Below are 16,854 nucleotides of genomic sequence, written 5' to 3' on the forward strand. Positions count from 1 at the left end.
TCCCGCCGCTGCGGCCGCCACGAGCGGCACCGCCGCTTCCGGCTGCCAAAGACGGCCCTGCCAGGTGTCCCGGCGCTTCAGCTCGTCGTCGAAGGCGTTCAGCACCTCCCATTTCTTGAGGCTCCAGGTCGGCCCGATCAGCAGGTCGCGCGGAGCGTCTCCGGTCAGCCGGTGAACGATCATCTCCGGGGGGAGGAATTCCAGCGTGTCGACGACAAGATTGACGTACTCGTCCATCTCCAGAAACCGGAGGAGGCCGGCCTCGTACTGCTTCACCATCGGCGTCTTGCGCATCAGGTGAAGAAGATGGATCTTGATTCCCTGCACGTCCATGGCAGCGACCGCGCGTCCGGTGGCGAGCATCATTTCATGGGTTTCCTGCGGAAGCCCGTAGATAATATGGGCGCATACACGGATTCCGCGCGCCCGCAGCCTCGCCACCGCATCGAGGTAGCAGGCCGTGTCGTGGGCGCGGTTGATAAGGTCTGAAGTCGATTCGTGAATCGTCTGCAGCCCCATCTCGACCCACAGATAGGTGCGGTCGTTCAGCTCGGCGAGGTAATCGACGACGTCATCCGGCAGGCAGTCCGGCCGGGTTGCGATCGACAGTCCGACGACGCCGGGCTGGGCGAGAATCGTCTCGTAATAGTCCCGCAGCTCCTCGACAGGCGCGTACGTGTTCGTATAGGCCTGGAAGTAGCCGATATAGCGGGCGTCCGGCCATTTCTTGTGCTGGCGGTCCCGGATGGCGGCGAACTGCACCTCCAGATCGTCGCGCCGCTTGCCCGCGAAGTCGCCCGAGCCCCGCGCGCTGCAGAACGTGCAGCCGCCGGTGGCGATCGTGCCGTCGCGGTTCGGGCAAGTGAAGCCGGCATCGAGCATGACCTTGAAGATCTTGCCGCCAAAATGGTCTCTCATCTCGTAGTTCCATGTATGGAACCGCTTGTCTCCCCATACCATCGGGGAAGGGGACAGCGGCGTTGAATGCAGTGGATCCATGCTTGCTCCTTCCTTGCTGTGCGCCGGAATCAGGCGGCTGAACAACACCGCCTTGCGCATACGTTCTATTTTAGATGAAATCTCTCGTGAAAGCCATGGTCCGGAAGTAATCCGGGCGCAAGGAAGAAGCTGGCAGAAAAGATTTTGAAAGCGGTTAATTTAGGCTTGCAATACCTTACATGATGTGTTAAATTGAAAAGGAAAGAAGCCAGTTAAATCAAGGGTTTTTCAGCTCTCCAATCCTACTTTAGCCCTGGTTTTCATAAGCGTCGGCCAATTAGGGAACGCTGTAAAAAAATCCATGAGGTGATGGAAATGAGCACAGTCAAAATTCCCCACGGGGACGAGAAGGTCACGGTTGAGCTGACGGTCAAGGAACTGATGGCGCTGGCGGGGATCCGGTTCCACGGAGACCGCAGGCTCGGAATCGACGCGCGCAGGAAGCTGAATTCCGTTTTGTCCGAGACGTACGAGCTGGAGCAGCCGATTCCGTACCAATTGCTTAATTAAGCCGGCTTGCCCGGCAGATCGCAGAGCGGCACCAAGCCGGGTTTCCGGCACGGGAGCCGCTTTTATTTTTTGGAGCAGCCGCCTTTACAACGCTCTCCGGATTCGGCACAATAAGATAGTTCATAGAAGAGACAGTGGAGGATGGCATAGATCAATGCGTTTACGTGGAAGAAAAGGAATCCGGGAGGAGCTTGAGGCGCTCCCGCAGCTGGTCGTGCTGGACGCGTCCGGCCTCAAGGGCAAGTGGAATGAGTTTTTCGGCAACGACAAGCCGATCCATATCGAGCTGGGAATGGGCAAGGGACGCTTCATCAGCCGGCACAGCGTGCTGAATCCCGAGGTCAACTATATCGGCGTCGACATGTATGACGAGCTGATCCGAAGAGCGGCGGAGAAGGCTCTGGAGGCACGCGCCGAAGCGGGACAAGAAGGCTATCCGCCGAACCTGGCCCTGCTCCGGGCGAACATCGAGGGAATCGGCGAGATGTTCGCGCCCGGCGAAATCGAGCGGATCTATCTGAATTTCAGCGATCCCTGGCCGAAAGCGAAGCATGCGCGCCGCCGCCTCACGCATCCGCGCTTCCTGGAGCAATACTCAAGCATTCTCAACGAGTATGGGGAAATCCATCAGAAGACCGACTCGCGCCTTCTGTTCGAATTCTCGCTCAACAGCTATGCGGAGACCGAGCTGCAGCTGCGGAACATCTCCCTGGATCTCCACCGCGACGAGGTCCGCGAAGACCTTGTTCTGACGGAGTACGAGGGCAAGTTCATCAAGCAGGGAATGCCGATCCACCGCTGCGAGGCCGTCGTCGGGGCCAAGGCGCTGGCCGCCTACCGCGAGGAGAAGCAAGCGAGGCGCAGCCGCGAAGCCGCCAAGGAACGCGAGGATGCCGAGAAAGCAAGGCAGAAGGCCGGCGTTCCGCTCGGAACCGGCAGCGAATAGCGGTATCGGTCAGGGCCGCAGGCCCTGACTCAGGAGAAAAGGCTGTCCCTCCGGAATGCGTTCCGGAGGGACAGCCTTTGTTCGTCTGATCCGGCGCTCAGATGGAGCTGCCTATGAATACGACCGCCAGCATAGCGGTGAACGTGCCGAGCAGCGCGCCCGCCCCGACATCCGACGGATAATGGAGCCCGAGATACATTCTCGACCAGCCGACCGAGCAGGCGATGGCAAGGCCGGCGAACAGGGCAAGCGGGAACGCGGCTCCCGACGCTGCGGCATACAGCAAAGGGACCGTCCAGGCGAATATGGCTGTCGTATGTCCCGAAGGGAAGGATGAATCCTCCAGAGGCTCTTGCCGGTACGGACCCCCTCGAGCGCCTGGTAAGGCCGCAGCCTCTTCATCGTGCGCTTGACGAGCGCGACGGGCAGATGGCTCGCGATGACGGCGATCAGGCTCTGAACGCCGGCGAGCCTCCAAGAGCCCGAGCCCAGCAGAACGAGCAGGGCGGAGGAGGCCAGCGTGAACGTGGCTCCGCCCATATGGGTGACGGTCGACAGCCAGCGGCCGGTAACCGCACGCAGCCTGGCATCGGCAGGTCCGCGGTTGAGCCACAACAGCAGCCGCCGCTCCTTGGTCCGGAGCCATCCGATAATTTCGCCCATGCATTCGTCCTCCCCGAAAATGGCGTTATCCTATGATAACCTACACCGACGCAAATGGAACAACCTCTGGCGTTATTTATCCTTAGCCTGGACTTATTTTATCCTTCGATTGTTAGAAGAGGATTAAGAATTATTAATGGAAGACGCTTTTGTGTCCCGGAAAAGGTTTTATTCTATTGTCGGGATGGTAATGATGGAGGAAGGTCCGGGCCGCGTGGGACTTGGGATCCCCGTTGTTCACAGCTTCGACAAGACCTGCTGTCGCTTGTCCGGAACTTTTCCCGCATGACAGTCGTAGTTAAGGACGAAAGCATCAAAACGCCAGCAAATGCACGAGAACGGCGGTTAAGGCACGCAAATAAGGGTATCCTACCCGTTAGCGGCTGATGCAAGCGTTTTTCTTGTTTGTTTGGGGCGTTAGGAACGTTTTTCTGCTTTTGACAAAGAGCGGGGAACCGTGGAAAATCAGAATGGTCATTTTACAAAAAGCTGACACAGACAGAGACACATTACAAAAAGCAGACACAGACAAAAAAACGACAAAGAGAAAATGAGCCCGAACGTACAGAGAGAATATTAAAATTGGGGTCTCAAGGGGGCAACACTCGCATGATCGCTAATTCCGTTATGATCGCTTTGCAGATTTTCCTTGCTTTTATCGGGGTGTACCAGTTCGTTCTGGCGCTGTTCGGCATCCGCAGGAAAAAGAACCGCGTCCAGCACAAGCCGCAAAAATCGTTTGCCGTCCTGGTTGCCGCGCACAACGAAGAGAAAGTCGTCGGCGCATTGATCGAGAACTTGAAAAACCTGGATTACCCGAAAGAGCTTTACGATGTGTTCGTCATCTGCGACAACTGCACGGACGGCACGGCGGACATCGCCCGGAGCATGGGCGTCCATGCCTGCGAGCGCCGCAACAATCAGCTGAAGGGCAAAGGCTACGCCATCGAGTGGATGCTCAAGGAACTGTGGGCAATGCCGCGCCAGTATGATGCTGTCGTCATGTTCGATGCCGACAACCTCGTCAAAACGGATTTCCTGACCCATATGAACAACGATCTCGTCGAAGGCCATCAGGTCATCCAGGGCTATCTCGATACGAAAAACCCCGATGACTCCTGGGTTACAGCCTCGTACGGCATCACGTATTGGTATTGCAACCGCCTCTGGCAGCTGTCCCGTAAAAATCTCGGCATGGCCAACTTCCTCGGCGGCACGGGCATGACGTTCGACACCGCGCTGCTCAAAGAAATGGGATGGGGCGCCACCAGCCTCGTCGAGGACCTTGAGTTCTCCATGCGCTGCGTTCAGCGGGGCGTCCATCCGGTGCTCAACTACGACGCCAAGGTTTACGACGAAAAGCCGGTCAGCTTCAAGGCTTCGGCCCGCCAGCGTCTCCGCTGGATGCAAGGGCACTTCACGGTTGCCCGCCATTATTTCTTCCCGCTGCTCTGGGCAAGCACCAAGGAACGCAATTTCGTCAAGTTCGATGCGGCGCTCTATTCGATCTCTGCCTACACGACGTTCCTTGGCTTCGTCGGCACGGCGCTGATCTGGATCGACAACATCATTCCGGCCGACAACATCTTTACTTCCATTTACGCGTACCTGCCTGTCTGGGCGGCTGGAGCCGCATTCCTCGCGGCTGCGCTGATGTTCCCGCTCGTCATGGCTCTGGAAGGCATCAAGTCCGGCAAGATGTATGCCCATCTCGTCTCCATGATCTTCTTCCAGCTGAGCTGGCTGCCGATCACGTTCTATGCGTTCTTCACGCAGAACAACAAGCAGTGGAGCCATACGCAGCATACGCGCGTCATCCGTCTGGAGGAAGTGCAGAGCAAGCAGGCTTCCTGATTGTTCGGTGCTGGCCTTTATGCAATCTGGAATGGTGGTTGACATGCCTTGCAGGGCATGATATAGTAGTCAAAGTTGTTTTCCAATATCTTTCGCATAAGCAGAAGCACCCGCTTCTCACCTGACCGATAGTTGTCGGCTGGTCGGCGATACCTGTAGCCGGATGGCTCTCCTTGCGAGAGGCGCATCCGCCCATACGGAGTGTCAAGCGGGTCCGATCTGTCGGATCCGCTTTTTATTATGGTTGAAGGCATCATTGGAACCAATCCCATTCGGAGGTGGACGATTATTAGCAGAGATCATCAAATTAATGACGATATCCGGGCACGTGAAGTACGCCTGGTCGGTCCCGAGAGCGAGCAGCTCGGCATCAAGCCGCTCCGCGAAGCCCTGCAGATGGCCATCGACGCCAACATGGACCTCGTCAACGTAGCCCCGCAGGCCAAGCCTCCGGTATGCCGGATCATGGACTATGGCAAGTTCCGTTACGAGCAGCAGAAGAAGGACAAGGAAGCCCGCAAAAACCAGAAGACGGTTGATCTGAAGGAAGTGTGGTTCCGCTCCAACATCGACGAGCACGATTATCAGACCAAGCTTCGCAACGTCATCAAGTTCCTCGGCGAAGGCGACAAGGTCAAAGCCTCGGTCCGCTTCCGCGGCCGCGAGATCGCGCATGCCGATGTCGGTCAGCGCATCCTGGAGCGTCTGCTCAAGGAAGTCAACGACATCGTCAACGTCGAACGTGTGCCGAAACTGGAAGGACGCAGCATGATCATGATTTTGGCACCTAAGAACACCAACTAAGCTAGATTAATTCAAGGAGGATATCGACATGCCAAAGATGAAGACTCATAGCAGTCTGAAAGACCGCTTCAAAATTACGGGAACTGGCAAAGTTAAACGCTACAAAGCTTACCGTAATCACCTTCTCTCCCACAAATCCGGCCGTGCGAAGCGCGTTCTGGCTACCCAGCCGAACATGGCGGCGGGCGACATTCGTCGTCTGGCTCAAGGCCTCGCTCAACTGAAATAGTCCATTTTTACCGGTTTATTGATATTAGAACTTACAGGAGGGTATCATCATGGCAAGAGTAAAAGGCGGATTCGTTCGCGCCCGTCGCCGCAAACGGATTCTGAAGCTCGCAAAAGGTTACTTCGGTTCCAAGCACCGTCTATTTAAAACAGCAAAGGAGCAGGTAGGCAAATCCCTGCTTTACGCTTACCGCGATCGTCGCCAAGTAAAACGCGACTTCCGCAAGCTGTGGATCGTGCGCATCAACGCTGCTGCGCGTCTTAACGGCCTTTCCTACAGCAAATTCATGTTCGGCCTGAAGCAAGCCGGCGTCGAAGTGAACCGCAAGGTTCTTGCCGACCTGGCCGTGAACGACATCGGTTCGTTCAACAGCCTGGCTGACGTTGCCAAGCAAAAGCTGAACGCTTAATATAAAGAGCCGGTTGTCCGGGATGCGAATCCCCGGGCAGCCGGCTCTTTTTTTTGTTTCCTCCTCTGCTGGTATCCACTCGTTTCGACCTGCGCTGCGGCGAAGAAAGGCGAAGCCGGCGCATAGCCGGCAGCAGGCCGTTCCACGAATTTGCCCGGGGCATAGACATCTGTACAGGCGTCGGGCTCCTTTCCTGAATAAGCTGAAAGGAACGGGAAAGGAGGAATAGCGTTGTCTGCGATTTCCAAGGAACAAGTACGCGCCCTGGTGGGCAAAGAAGTATATGTCATGCGCAAGGACGGAACCGTCGCCAGCGGAAAGCTGGAAAAATTCGCGAATGACCGGTTGTATATCCGCCCCGTAGAGTCTGGACAGAAGGCGGGTACGAGAGCATTCATTCTCCCTCTCGTCCTGTTCGACCTGCTCGCGATCGGAACCATTCCCTTCTTTGCGGGGGGAGGGTTCGGAGGCGGATTCGGTCCCGGTCCGTACGGTCCGTACGGTCCCGGCGGTCCCGGCGGTCCCGGCCCTTACGGTCCGTACGGCCCCGGCCCTGGCGGCCCCGGTCCGTACGGCCCCGGATGCTGCCCGCCATACGGCGGCGGCAAAGGATTCTACTAAGCGCTGTGCTGCCTCGCCCGCCGGTGCAAGGACTATAGCGGCTTGAGCAGCTCGGTCACCTTGTAGCTCTCATGATGGCGCACCGGTTCGTACCCTATGCGTTCGTAGAACCGGCGCGCCTTATCATTGGCGTCGTCCACGAAGAGGAGGGCGAGAACACAGCCCTCGGCAGCTCCCGCGGCTTCGGCTTGCTTCATCAGACTGCCGCCGACTCCGGCATTCCGGCAGTCGCGATGGACAGCCAGCATGTCGATATGGAGAATGCCCTGTAGGAACTGGTAGTGGACGAATCCCGCAGGCTCGCCTTTTTTGCCTGCGACGGCGACGATCGTCCTCCCATCGCGGAATCGTCCGGGCAAGGAACGGATGACGGTCGGATCATCGGTCTCGGTGCTGTAGGACAAGGGCAGCAATTCCGTGCGGATCAGGCGGACAAGCCCATCGAGATCTTTGCGCTCGTTCATCGGGCGGTAGTGGATGGAGGTTTTCACGCAAGCCGTCTTCCCTTCTGGCTGGACGAGGCTGGATGGCGCGGGCGATCGAAACCCGGCTTCCGCAACCTTATTCTATGCAGCGGCCCCCGAGGTTGCGAAACAGCAGCTTGAGGAGCCTTGTACATAACTTTTCTCGTTTGTGCATACACTTGGTATTGACGGATGGTAATGACAGACCTATAATAAGTCTCAAGCTTATACCCAATCGGCTATGATGAGGACGAAGTGTTAAGGGCCCTACTGTACAGAGAGCGACGGATCCCGCTGCAACCGCCGCCAGCATCCCTTTCCAACGAGCTCACCTCGGAGCTGTTTTCCTGAAAAGACACCGGTCTTAGTAGGGAGAATCGCATGGCATGCGTTAAAATGCCGAAGTAGAATGATCAGGCGTGCACGCCCTTTTCTACTTCATGAGGCTCCGCATTGCGAAATGCGGCAGCAAACCTGGGTGGTACCACGGAAGATACAGTCTTTCGTCCCTATGCTTCGGCATAGCGGGCGAAAGACTTTTTTTGTTTTCCGCGCTGCGTTCACCGTGTAAGCGGGCGGCGCAACGCAACGCTTGCGTCATTGGACTTGAAAGGAGACGAAGGCGGACCGTCGACACCGCCGCCGTCATTCACGAAGGGAGGAACACATGATGGTTATGCAGGGCGAGGCTCTGAAATCCAAGGAAGAAATCATGGAAAAAATGAGGAAGCCGGAAGTGATCAGCGGCTCCGAAATTCTTCTCCGCAGCCTGGTGCTCGAAGGCGTGGAATGTGTATTCGGTTATCCCGGCGGCGCGGTATTGTATATCTACGACGCCATGCACGGGTTCTCGGATTTCCACCATGTGCTCACTCGGCACGAGCAGGGAGCGATCCATGCGGCCGACGGTTATGCGAGGGCATCCGGCAAGGTCGGGGTGTGCATCGCCACTTCGGGACCGGGGGCGACGAACCTCGTCACCGGAATCGCGACAGCTTACATGGACAGCGTGCCGCTCGTCGTCATCACGGGCAACGTAGCGACCAATCTCATCGGCACGGACGCTTTCCAGGAAGCGGACATTACGGGAATCACCATGCCGATCACGAAGCACAGCTTCCTGGTGCGGACGGCCGAAGAGCTGCCGCGTGTCATTCACGAAGCGTTCCACATCGCGAACACGGGCCGGAAAGGACCGGTGCTGATCGATATTCCGAAGGATGTATCGGCCGCGATGACCATGTTCGAGCCGGTGAGCGGCGAAGTCAGCCTGAGAGGCTATAACCCCAATACGACGCCTCGCAAGCCTCAGCTCGACAAGCTGGCGAAGGCGATCGGCGAAGCGGAGCGTCCGCTCATCCTGGCAGGCGGAGGAGTGGTTTACTCCGGAGGGCATGAAGAGCTGCTGGAATTCGTCACGAAGACCGGCATCCCGGTCACGACGACGCTTCTTGGCCTCGGCGGATTCCCGAGCGGCAACGACCTGTGGGTCGGCATGCCGGGCATGCACGGAGCCTATGCTTCAAACAAGGCTATTCAGGAGAGCGACCTGCTGATCAATATCGGCGCGCGCTTCGATGACCGGGTGACGATGAAGCTGGACGGCTTTGCGCCGAAGGCCAAAATCGTCCACATCGATATCGACCCGGCCGAAATCGGCAAAAACGTGCCGACCGACATTCCGATTGTCGGCGATGTGAAAATCACGCTTGGCCTGCTCAACGAAGAAGTCGGCTATGCCGCCAAAGCGGATGCATGGAGAGCCCAGATCCAGGCTTGGAAAACGGAGCAGCCGCTCCGCTACCAGGATTCCGACACCGAGCTCAAGCCGCAATGGGTCATCAGCATGATCCACGATACGACGAACGGCGACGCAATCGTGACGACCGACGTCGGCCAGCATCAAATGTGGGCAGCCCAGTACTATCGTTTCAACAAGCCTCGTTCCTGGGTCACCTCGGGAGGTCTCGGCACGATGGGCTTCGGATTCCCTTCCGCGATCGGCGCCCAGATGGCCAATCCCGAACGTGTCGTCGTCAGCATCAACGGAGACGGCGGCATGCAGATGTGCGCGCAGGAGCTCGCGATCTGCGCCATCAACAACATTCCGGTCAAGGTCGCCATCATCAACAATCAGGTGCTTGGAATGGTCCGCCAGTGGCAAGAAATTCTCTACGACAACCGGTACAGCCATATCGACCTCGCCGGCAGCCCGGACTTCGTCAAGCTGGCCGATGCATACGGAGTCAAAGGCTTCAGGGCTTCCAACAAGGAAGAAGCCGAGGCGGCGTGGAAAGAAGCGCTCGCGCATCCCGGTCCTGCAGTCGTGGAATTCGTTGTCCGCAAGCATGAGAATGTATTCCCGATGGTAACCCAGGGCAACACCATTGACGTCATGCTCATGGGGGATGAACAATGAACCGCAAATACACGATCGCCGTACTCGTCAACAACCAGCCTGGAGTGCTGCAGCGCGTATCCGGATTGTTCGGACGCCGCGGCTTCAATATCGAAAGCATCACGGTAGGCGCCAGCGAAGAGGCCGGACTGTCACGCATGGTCATCGTCACCGGCGGAGACGACAAGCTCCTCGAGCAGGTATCCAAGCAGCTCTATAAGCTGATCGACGTCATCAAGGTCGTCGATGTGAGCGCCAATCCGATGGTGGAGCGGGAGCTGGCCTTGATCAAGGTCACCGCCGAGCCGTCCGCGAGACCGGAAATTCTCGGAGTGGTCGAGACATTCCGCGCTGCCGTCGTCGATATCGGACCGAGCACTCTCATCGTTCAAGCCGTCGGAGGACCCGACAAGATCGACGCGATGATCGAGCTGCTGCGCCCTTACGGCATCCGCGAGCTCAGCCGCACCGGCGTAACCGCGATGAATCGCGGAGCTGTCCGATTCTAGTTTGAATTTTTTGATAAGTTCGACAACGCGCCTATAATGCTATAACTTCTACCTATAAAGCCGACTTTGAGCGGGAGTTTAGGGAGATCGACGACAAAGCAAGTTCTGGCTTCTGCAGCAGCGAGAACCTGAGACAAAGCATGAACTAGCTTTAGCAAAAGCCAGCTTTAATGCGTCATCTCTTTAAACACCCGCTCAAAGGGGTTTCAATCCAAAGGAGGCATCATCTCATCATGGCAGTTAAATTATTCTACGAAAACGACGCGGACCTCAGTGTTCTGCAAGGAAAAACGGTAGCAGTAATCGGATACGGCAGCCAAGGACACGCTCAGGCGCAGAACCTGCGCGACAGCGGCGTCAAGGTCGTCATCGGCCTGCGCGAAGGCAAGTCCGCCGACAAAGCCCGCAATGACGGCTTCGAAGTCGTATCCGTGGCCGACGCGACCCGCAAGGCGGACGTTGTCCAAATTCTGATGCCGGACGAAACGCAAGCCCAGGTATACAACGACGAGATCGCTCCCAACCTCAAAAAAGGCGCGGCTCTCATGTTCTCCCACGGCTTCAACGTCCACTTCGGCCAAATCGTGCCGAGCAAGGACACCGACGTACTGCTCGTCGCTCCTAAATCCCCGGGCCACATGGTCCGCCGGACGTACGTGGAAGGCTTCGGCGTTCCTGGACTCATCGCGGTCGAGCAGGACGCTACGGGCAACGCTCAAGCAATCGGCCTTGCTTACGCGAAGGGCATCGGCTGCACGCGCGCCGGAGTATTCGAGACTTCCTTCCGCGAAGAGACCGAGACCGACCTGTTCGGCGAGCAAGCCGTTCTCTGCGGCGGTACTTCCGCCCTGGTCAAAGCCGGATTCGAAACGCTCGTTGAAGCCGGCTACGCTCCGGAGATGGCTTACTTCGAGTGTCTCCACGAGCTGAAGCTGATCGTCGACCTGATGTATGAAGGCGGCCTTGCGTCCATGCGCGATTCCATCTCCAACACGGCCGAATACGGCGACTATGTCACCGGTCCCCGCATCGTGACCGACGAAACGAAAAAAGCGATGAAGGAAGTTCTTTCCGACATCCAGCAGGGCAAATTCGCACGCGACTTCATCCTTGAGAACAAATCCGGCCGCGCGATGCTTACGGCTACCCGCCGCAACGAGTCGGAGCATGCGATCGAGAAGACAGGCGCGCAGCTTCGCGAGCTGATGCACTGGATCAAGAAGTAAGGAACAAGCATCAGAAGCGCCCCGCAGGCGCATCCATAGAAGCGGACTTGTCCGCTTCCCACAGGCCGCGCGCTTCTTCCCCAAGGAAAGAGGCGCGTTCGCCGCTTCAATGGATTAAATCCGCATATACTCAAGAAACGGAGGTGCCGGCGTGCGCAAAATCTATATTTTCGATACGACGCTTCGCGATGGCGAGCAGTCGCCCGGAGTCAACCTGAATACCAAGGAAAAGGTGGAAATCGCCCTTCAGCTCGAAAAGCTGGGCGTGGACCGCATCGAGGCAGGTTTTCCGGCCGCGTCGCCAGGGGATCTGGCCGCCGTGCAGGCCGTGGCCGCAGCAGTCAAGCAGGCAACGGTCATCGGCCTTGCCCGCGCGGTGGAAAAGGATATCGACGCGGCCTGGGAAGCTCTCAAGGACGCGGCCGACCCTTGCATCCATATTTTTCTCGCGACCTCGCCGATCCACCGCAAGCACAAGCTGAAGATGGAGAAGGAGCAGGTGCTGGCGGCGGCGGACAAAGCGATCCGCTACGCGAAGCAGCGCTTCGCCAAGATTGAATTCTCGCCGGAGGATGCGGGCCGCACGGAGCTGGATTTCCTGTGCGAAGTGACCGAGATGGCGATCAAGGCGGGCGCTACCGTCGTGAACATCCCCGATACGGTCGGGTATATGACTCCGGCCGAGTTCGGCCATATCTTCAAGACGCTGAAGGAAACCGTACCCGGCATCGACGGCATCCAGCTCAGCGCCCACTGCCATGACGATCTCGGCATGGCGACGGCGAACGCTCTGGCTGCCATCCTCAACGGAGCCGACCAGATCGAGGGCACAATCAATGGCATCGGCGAGCGCGCCGGCAACACGGCGATTGAAGAGGTCGCGCTGGCGCTGGAGACGAGAGCGGCGCTGTACGGCGCCAAGACCGGGCTTCATCTCAAGGAAATCGCGCGTACCAGCCGTCTGGTCAGCAAGCTGACCGGCATGGTCGTGCCGGGCAACAAGGCGATCGTCGGGGCGAACGCTTTTGCGCATGAGTCGGGCATCCATCAGGACGGCATGCTGAAGGAGAAGACGACGTACGAGATTATTTCTCCCGATACGATCGGCGTGAAGGAATCGAAGCTCGTCATGGGCAAGCACTCCGGCCGCCATGCGTTCCGGGAGAAGCTGATCGATCTCGGCTACGAGCTGGAGGACGAAGCCTTGAATGCGGCCTTCGCCAAGTTCAAGGATCTCGCCGACCGCAAGAAGAACGTGACGGACGACGATCTGCTGGCGATGCTGGAGGAGAAGCTGGTCGACACGCCGGAAATCTATGCCCTGGAGACGGTGGAGGTCCATTACGGCAACCGCTCTACGCCGAAGGGCACGGTCTCGATCAAGGTCGAGGGGCAGGGCGTGCAGACGCGCACGGCGGAGGGCAACGGCTCTGTCGACGCGCTGTTCAACGCGATCGACCTCGTGACCGGAGAAGCGGTCGAGCTGGAGGACTACTCCATCAAGTCGGTTACCCATGGCAAGGACGCGCTCGGCGAGGTCCATGTCGTGCTGCTGCAGGATGGCGTGTCGGCGCAAGGCCGGGGAGTAAGCACGGACATTCTTGAAGCGAGCGCGCGCGCCTACGCGGATGCGCTCAACCGCCTTATCGAGAAGCGCAAGGCGCCGGGCCGCCGCGACCGGATGAGCCTGATCTGACGTTTGCTGAACGGTATGAAGGCCAAAAGCGCCTGCCCATCGGGGCAGGCGCTTTTTTTCGCGTGGCTTCAGAAGCTTATGAAATCGAGCTGTCAGCTGCTTTTGAAAAACAAGCTGCAGGCTCTTTTGAAAACAAGCTGCAAGCTCTTTTGAAAATAAGCTGCAAGCTCTTTTGAAAATAAGCTGCAGGCTCTTTTGAAAATAAGTCGTGAGCTGCTTGTAAAATTAGCGTCAGCTGCTTGGGTCCGCTTTCAGCTTCGCGTAAACGCACATATCCCGCCACTCGGTCCTGTCCGCCGACAGCTCGCTCTGCTGCAGGATGCCTTCGAGGCGGAAGCCGAGCTTCTCCGGAATCGCCCGGCTCCGCGCATTGAGTCTGTCGCAGCGGATTTCCAGGCGGCGTGCTTCCAGGTGGACGAAGGCGAAGCCGCATATGGCGGCTACCGCTTCGGTCACGTACCCATTGCCGGCGCGGCGGCTGTCCGCCCAGTACCCGATTTCGAATGCGCGGGCGTTCCAGTCGATATGATGAAGGCCGACGCATGCCGCCATCTGCCCGCTTGCTTTCTCCAAGGCGACAAAACGGAGCTTCTCCCGCTTGAGGAACCGTATCGCCGATTCCCGCGAATTCAGCTCGGCCTGCTCGACGCTATGAGGGGACTGAGCCCAGGACATCCAGGCTCTGAGCTCGTCGAGGGAGGCGTTGATCGTCTCGCTCATCATCGGGCCGTCTCCTTGCTGCGCCATCCTCATTACGAGGCGTTCCGTCTCGACGCTTGTCGGGAAATCAATCAGGATCGGGTTCATCGTTTCGACCGCCTTTTTTATAGCTGATTATACTTCCGATAGAGACAATTGGAAACAAATGCCGCTGACAAAGGGGGAAGGTCGGCGGCTGACGGTACCTATAGGTTATGCCTATCAAACCGATAGCTATCCTATCTTGGAGCCTTATAGCGCGATGTGGTACAACTGTTGATAGTGATTATCAATCGTTGAGAAGAAGACGGGAGCGTGTCCATTATGGCAGAGGTAAAGAAAATCGCGGTGATCGCGGGCGACGGAATCGGACCGGAAGTCGTCGGCGAAGCCATCAAGGTGATCAAGAAAGTCGAAGAGCTGTACGAATACCGCTTTGAATTCGAGCATGGCCTGTTCGGCGGAATCGCCATCGACGAGAAAGGAACTCCGCTTCCGCAGGAAACGCTGGAAATTTGCCAGAAGGCGGATGCCGTCCTGCTCGGCGCGGTAGGCGGGCCGAAATGGGACAACAACACCAAGGAGCTCCGTCCGGAAACCGGGCTTCTCGGCATCCGCAAGGCGCTCGGGCTCTTCTCCAACATCCGCCCGGCGACAGTGTTCGACTGCCTGAAGGATGCCTCGACCTTGAAGCCGGAAGTGCTGGAGGGTACCGACCTGATCGTCGTGCGCGAGCTGACGGGCGGCATCTACTTCGGCGAGAAGTTCCGCCGCGAGGGAGAGCATGGCCAAGAGGCGGTCGACACCTGCGTGTACAACGTGCAGGAGGTGGAGCGCATCGTGCGCCAGGCGTTCGACATCGCCATGACGCGCGGCAAGCGGCTTGCCTCCGTCGACAAAGCCAACGTGCTGGAGACTTCCCGCCTCTGGCGCGAGGTCGTGAACCGGATCGCGCCGGAGTATCCGGAGGTGGAGCTTGAGCATGTGCTCGTCGACAACTGCGCCATGCAGCTGCTTCGCCGTCCGTCGAGCTTCGACGTCATCGTGACGGAGAACATGTTCGGGGATATCCTGAGCGACGAGGCTGCCATGCTGACGGGCTCCATCGGCATGCTGAGCTCCGCTTCCCTCGGCGAAGGCAGCTTCGGCCTGTACGAGCCGGTCCACGGCTCGGCGCCGGATATCGCTGGCCAAGGCATCTCCAACCCGATCGCGACCATTCTGTCCGTCGCGCTCATGTTCCGTCTGACATTCGGCTATGCGGACGCGGCGCAGGCGATAGAGGACGCGGTCAAGGAAGTTCTCGATGCCGGCCACCGTACAGGCGATATCGCTGTGGACAAATCCAAGGCGATCGGAACGGAAGAAATGGGACGGCTTATTGTAGAAGCGATCCGCTGATCCCGCCTTTCCGAATGGAACCCGAATACTGAAGCCCGCCTTGCAGAATAGAGTCAAGAATTCCGAATTCCAGCTTGTTATTCGGTCAAGTCATCCTTTCAACCGATTTTGACTCCGTTCGGATGGAATGATATCATCTTGTTTGAACAGGACAAGAAACTGCACGCTTCACGCGTCGAGGAGGAAATAGACCTATGGCAGAACGTTTGGTCGGCCGCCCGGCTCCGGATTTCACGATGGAGACCGTTGACGGCCAAGGACAGCAATTCGGCAAGGTATCCCTTTCGGATTATCGCGGCAAATGGCTGGTGTTCTTCTTTTATCCGCTTGATTTCACCTTTGTATGCCCGACTGAAATTACTGCGCTGAGCGATGCGGCTTCCGAATTCACGAAGCTTAACACCGAGATTCTCGGCGTATCCATCGACAGCATCCATAGCCACAAGGCGTGGATCAACACGCCTAAGAACGACAACGGCTTGGGCAAGCTGAATTTCCCTCTCGCCGCCGATATCACGAAGCAGGTATCCCGCGACTACGGCGTCCTGATCGAAGAGGAAGGCATTGCCCTGCGCGGTCTCTTCATCATCGATCCGGAAGGCGAGCTGAAATACCAAGTCGTCAACCACAACGACGTAGGCCGCAGCGTAGAAGAAACGCTTCGCGTCCTTCAAGCGCTCCAATCCGGCGGTCTCTGCCCGATGAACTGGAAGCCGGGCGACAAGAACCTCGTCACGAACTGACCTTCGCAAGCAGACAAGCCAGGGCATACGCCCTGGCTTTTTTGTTCGTGCTGTCGACCCGCCTCGGGCATTCCAGCTATGGAGAACGCCCATCTGGGTTAATCTGGATATCGAAAGGGTATTTGAGTATAGTTGAAGACAGGACAGAACATCCACTTTGGCCTTTTCAACGTCTTTCTATATAGACCTTGTACTCAGAAGGAGGCGGGCAGCTTGCATTCAGAACCGGCCGAACCGACCGGCATCTATTCCGCTCGGCATGCGGATGGCGCCGAAGCGGTTCGAAGCGGCTTGGAGCGTGTCAGGAAAATGCTGGCCAAAACCGAGCATTTGATGGGAGCGGCAGATGAAAGAACCCGCCGCGTGGAGCAATTGACCCAAAGGGCCTCGGAGCTGCTGGGCGCTTTGAGAGAGGGAGCAGAGGCGCTGAAGGCGGCTGAAAAGGCTGCATCGGATGAATCGGTCCTGCTGCCGGAGGGCGGAGCGGACAAGACGATCATGGACACGGCTCCGATCAGCGTCGGGCTGGAAGAAGCGGCAGAAATCGAGGAGCTCGTGCGGGCTATTACGAGGGAAATACGCGAGCTCCAAAGGGAACGGATGCCTTTTTTGAGCGAGGCTGCGTCCGGCGGGCGCCAGGCGGTTAAAGATAACCAATACGAATGATTGGACAGGGAGGAATG

The 16,854-nt window shown here is 57.8% G+C and carries 18 protein-coding genes; 14 read left to right on the plus strand and 4 right to left on the minus strand.

The genetic code is table 11. The features are described 5' to 3' along the window. Window positions 1–999: TIGR01212 family radical SAM protein (locus BN871_RS03940; RefSeq protein ID WP_157060192.1), on the minus strand; the 999-nt coding region annotated here is incomplete at its 3' end. Between the two features lie 315 nt (window positions 1,000–1,314). On the opposite strand from BN871_RS03940, the gene BN871_RS03945 reads away from it, so the two are divergent. Continuing rightward, window positions 1,315–1,509, plus strand: coding sequence for a hypothetical protein (locus BN871_RS03945; RefSeq protein ID WP_048744705.1), 195 nt, complete (start codon window positions 1,315–1,317; stop codon window positions 1,507–1,509). Between the two features lie 154 nt (window positions 1,510–1,663). Further along, a complete protein-coding gene (gene trmB, locus BN871_RS03950) occupies window positions 1,664–2,455 on the plus strand; it encodes a tRNA (guanosine(46)-N7)-methyltransferase TrmB (protein ID WP_048744707.1) in 792 nt (263 codons plus the stop codon). 97 nt (window positions 2,456–2,552) lie between these two features. On the opposite strand, the gene BN871_RS03955 is transcribed toward trmB, so the two are convergent. Continuing rightward, window positions 2,553–3,122, minus strand: a complete 570-nt coding sequence (locus BN871_RS03955; RefSeq protein WP_021881586.1) for a phosphatase PAP2 family protein — start codon at window positions 3,120–3,122, stop codon at window positions 2,553–2,555. Window positions 3,123–3,730: 608 nt separating this feature from the next. Between BN871_RS03955 and BN871_RS03960 the strand changes: the two genes are divergently transcribed. From BN871_RS03960 to BN871_RS03980, 5 genes are all read left to right on the plus strand, one after another. Beyond that, on the plus strand, window positions 3,731–4,972 hold the full coding sequence (locus BN871_RS03960) for a glycosyltransferase family 2 protein (protein ID WP_048744758.1): 1,242 nt from the start codon (window positions 3,731–3,733) through the stop codon (window positions 4,970–4,972). Between the two features lie 240 nt (window positions 4,973–5,212). After that, window positions 5,213–5,776, plus strand: a complete 564-nt coding sequence (infC, locus tag BN871_RS03965) for a translation initiation factor IF-3 (protein WP_083436217.1) — start codon at window positions 5,213–5,215, stop codon at window positions 5,774–5,776. A 28-nt stretch (window positions 5,777–5,804) separates the two neighbouring features. Then, a complete protein-coding gene (rpmI, locus tag BN871_RS03970) occupies window positions 5,805–6,005 on the plus strand; it encodes a 50S ribosomal protein L35 (protein WP_021881591.1) in 201 nt (66 codons plus the stop codon). Between the two features lie 49 nt (window positions 6,006–6,054). Beyond that, a complete protein-coding gene (gene rplT, locus BN871_RS03975; protein WP_048744710.1) occupies window positions 6,055–6,414 on the plus strand; it encodes a 50S ribosomal protein L20 in 360 nt (119 codons plus the stop codon). A 231-nt stretch (window positions 6,415–6,645) separates the two neighbouring features. Continuing rightward, window positions 6,646–7,035, plus strand: a complete 390-nt coding sequence (locus BN871_RS03980) for a hypothetical protein (RefSeq protein WP_176587493.1) — start codon at window positions 6,646–6,648, stop codon at window positions 7,033–7,035. Window positions 7,036–7,067: 32 nt separating this feature from the next. On the opposite strand, the gene BN871_RS03985 is transcribed toward BN871_RS03980, so the two are convergent. Continuing rightward, entirely contained in the window at window positions 7,068–7,526 is a 459-nt protein-coding gene (locus tag BN871_RS03985) for a GNAT family N-acetyltransferase (RefSeq protein ID WP_021878410.1), read from the minus strand. Between the two features lie 643 nt (window positions 7,527–8,169). On the opposite strand from BN871_RS03985, the gene ilvB reads away from it, so the two are divergent. The 4 genes from ilvB (at window position 8,170) to BN871_RS04005 (ending at window position 13,328) form a co-directional block, all read left to right on the plus strand. Beyond that, window positions 8,170–9,918 (plus strand): biosynthetic-type acetolactate synthase large subunit, encoded by a 1,749-nt coding sequence (ilvB, locus tag BN871_RS03990; RefSeq protein ID WP_048744711.1) that lies wholly within the window; start codon window positions 8,170–8,172, stop codon window positions 9,916–9,918. Beyond that, complete coding sequence (gene ilvN, locus BN871_RS03995; RefSeq protein WP_021878412.1) at window positions 9,915–10,406, plus strand: acetolactate synthase small subunit; 492 nt, start codon at window positions 9,915–9,917, stop codon at window positions 10,404–10,406. The genes ilvB and ilvN overlap by 4 nt, the downstream gene beginning before the upstream one ends. Before the next feature lie 233 nt (window positions 10,407–10,639). Then, window positions 10,640–11,632: a ketol-acid reductoisomerase gene (ilvC, locus tag BN871_RS04000; RefSeq protein WP_048744713.1), complete on the plus strand. Its 993-nt coding sequence runs from the start codon at window positions 10,640–10,642 to the stop codon at window positions 11,630–11,632. Between the two features lie 151 nt (window positions 11,633–11,783). Then, window positions 11,784–13,328 carry a 2-isopropylmalate synthase gene (locus tag BN871_RS04005; RefSeq protein ID WP_048744715.1) on the plus strand — a complete coding sequence of 515 codons (1,545 nt, stop codon included), beginning with the start codon at window positions 11,784–11,786 and terminating at the stop codon, window positions 13,326–13,328. A 231-nt stretch (window positions 13,329–13,559) separates the two neighbouring features. Here the strand turns inward: BN871_RS04005 and BN871_RS04010 are convergent, their stop codons facing one another. Continuing rightward, window positions 13,560–14,135, minus strand: coding sequence for a GNAT family N-acetyltransferase (locus BN871_RS04010; protein ID WP_048744716.1), 576 nt, complete (start codon window positions 14,133–14,135; stop codon window positions 13,560–13,562). Between the two features lie 216 nt (window positions 14,136–14,351). On the opposite strand from BN871_RS04010, the gene leuB reads away from it, so the two are divergent. The 3 genes from leuB (at window position 14,352) to BN871_RS04025 (ending at window position 16,837) form a co-directional block, all read left to right on the plus strand. Beyond that, complete coding sequence (gene leuB / locus BN871_RS04015; protein ID WP_048744718.1) at window positions 14,352–15,428, plus strand: 3-isopropylmalate dehydrogenase; 1,077 nt, start codon at window positions 14,352–14,354, stop codon at window positions 15,426–15,428. 194 nt (window positions 15,429–15,622) lie between these two features. After that, window positions 15,623–16,171: a peroxiredoxin gene (locus BN871_RS04020; protein WP_021878419.1), complete on the plus strand. Its 549-nt coding sequence runs from the start codon at window positions 15,623–15,625 to the stop codon at window positions 16,169–16,171. A 213-nt stretch (window positions 16,172–16,384) separates the two neighbouring features. Next, window positions 16,385–16,837, plus strand: coding sequence for a hypothetical protein (locus tag BN871_RS04025; RefSeq protein WP_048744720.1), 453 nt, complete (start codon window positions 16,385–16,387; stop codon window positions 16,835–16,837). The last annotated feature ends 17 nt before the right edge of the window (window positions 16,838–16,854 follow it).

It is taken from the genome of Paenibacillus sp. P22 (assembly GCF_000469945.2).
GTDB classification, from domain to species: Bacteria; Bacillota; Bacilli; order Paenibacillales; family Paenibacillaceae; genus Paenibacillus_O; species Paenibacillus_O humicus.

What these genes read in the sequence shown, in the direction of transcription:
- ilvN (WP_021878412.1), top strand. Translation starts at nt 9,915, where the DNA reads ATGAACCGCAAATACACGATCGCCGTACTCGTCAACAACCAGCCTGGA.
- leuB (WP_048744718.1), top strand. Translation starts at nt 14,352, where the DNA reads ATGGCAGAGGTAAAGAAAATCGCGGTGATCGCGGGCGACGGAATCGGA.
- BN871_RS03945 (WP_048744705.1), top strand. Translation starts at nt 1,315, where the DNA reads ATGAGCACAGTCAAAATTCCCCACGGGGACGAGAAGGTCACGGTTGAG.
- BN871_RS03955 (WP_021881586.1), bottom strand. Translation starts at nt 3,122, where the DNA reads ATGCATGGGCGAAATTATCGGATGGCTCCGGACCAAGGAGCGGCGGCT.
- ilvC (WP_048744713.1), top strand. Translation starts at nt 10,640, where the DNA reads ATGGCAGTTAAATTATTCTACGAAAACGACGCGGACCTCAGTGTTCTG.
- BN871_RS04010 (WP_048744716.1), bottom strand. Translation starts at nt 14,135, where the DNA reads ATGAACCCGATCCTGATTGATTTCCCGACAAGCGTCGAGACGGAACGC.
- trmB (WP_048744707.1), top strand. Translation starts at nt 1,664, where the DNA reads ATGCGTTTACGTGGAAGAAAAGGAATCCGGGAGGAGCTTGAGGCGCTC.
- BN871_RS04020 (WP_021878419.1), top strand. Translation starts at nt 15,623, where the DNA reads ATGGCAGAACGTTTGGTCGGCCGCCCGGCTCCGGATTTCACGATGGAG.
- rpmI (WP_021881591.1), top strand. Translation starts at nt 5,805, where the DNA reads ATGCCAAAGATGAAGACTCATAGCAGTCTGAAAGACCGCTTCAAAATT.
- infC (WP_083436217.1), top strand. Translation starts at nt 5,213, where the DNA reads ATGGTTGAAGGCATCATTGGAACCAATCCCATTCGGAGGTGGACGATT.
- rplT (WP_048744710.1), top strand. Translation starts at nt 6,055, where the DNA reads ATGGCAAGAGTAAAAGGCGGATTCGTTCGCGCCCGTCGCCGCAAACGG.
- ilvB (WP_048744711.1), top strand. Translation starts at nt 8,170, where the DNA reads ATGGTTATGCAGGGCGAGGCTCTGAAATCCAAGGAAGAAATCATGGAA.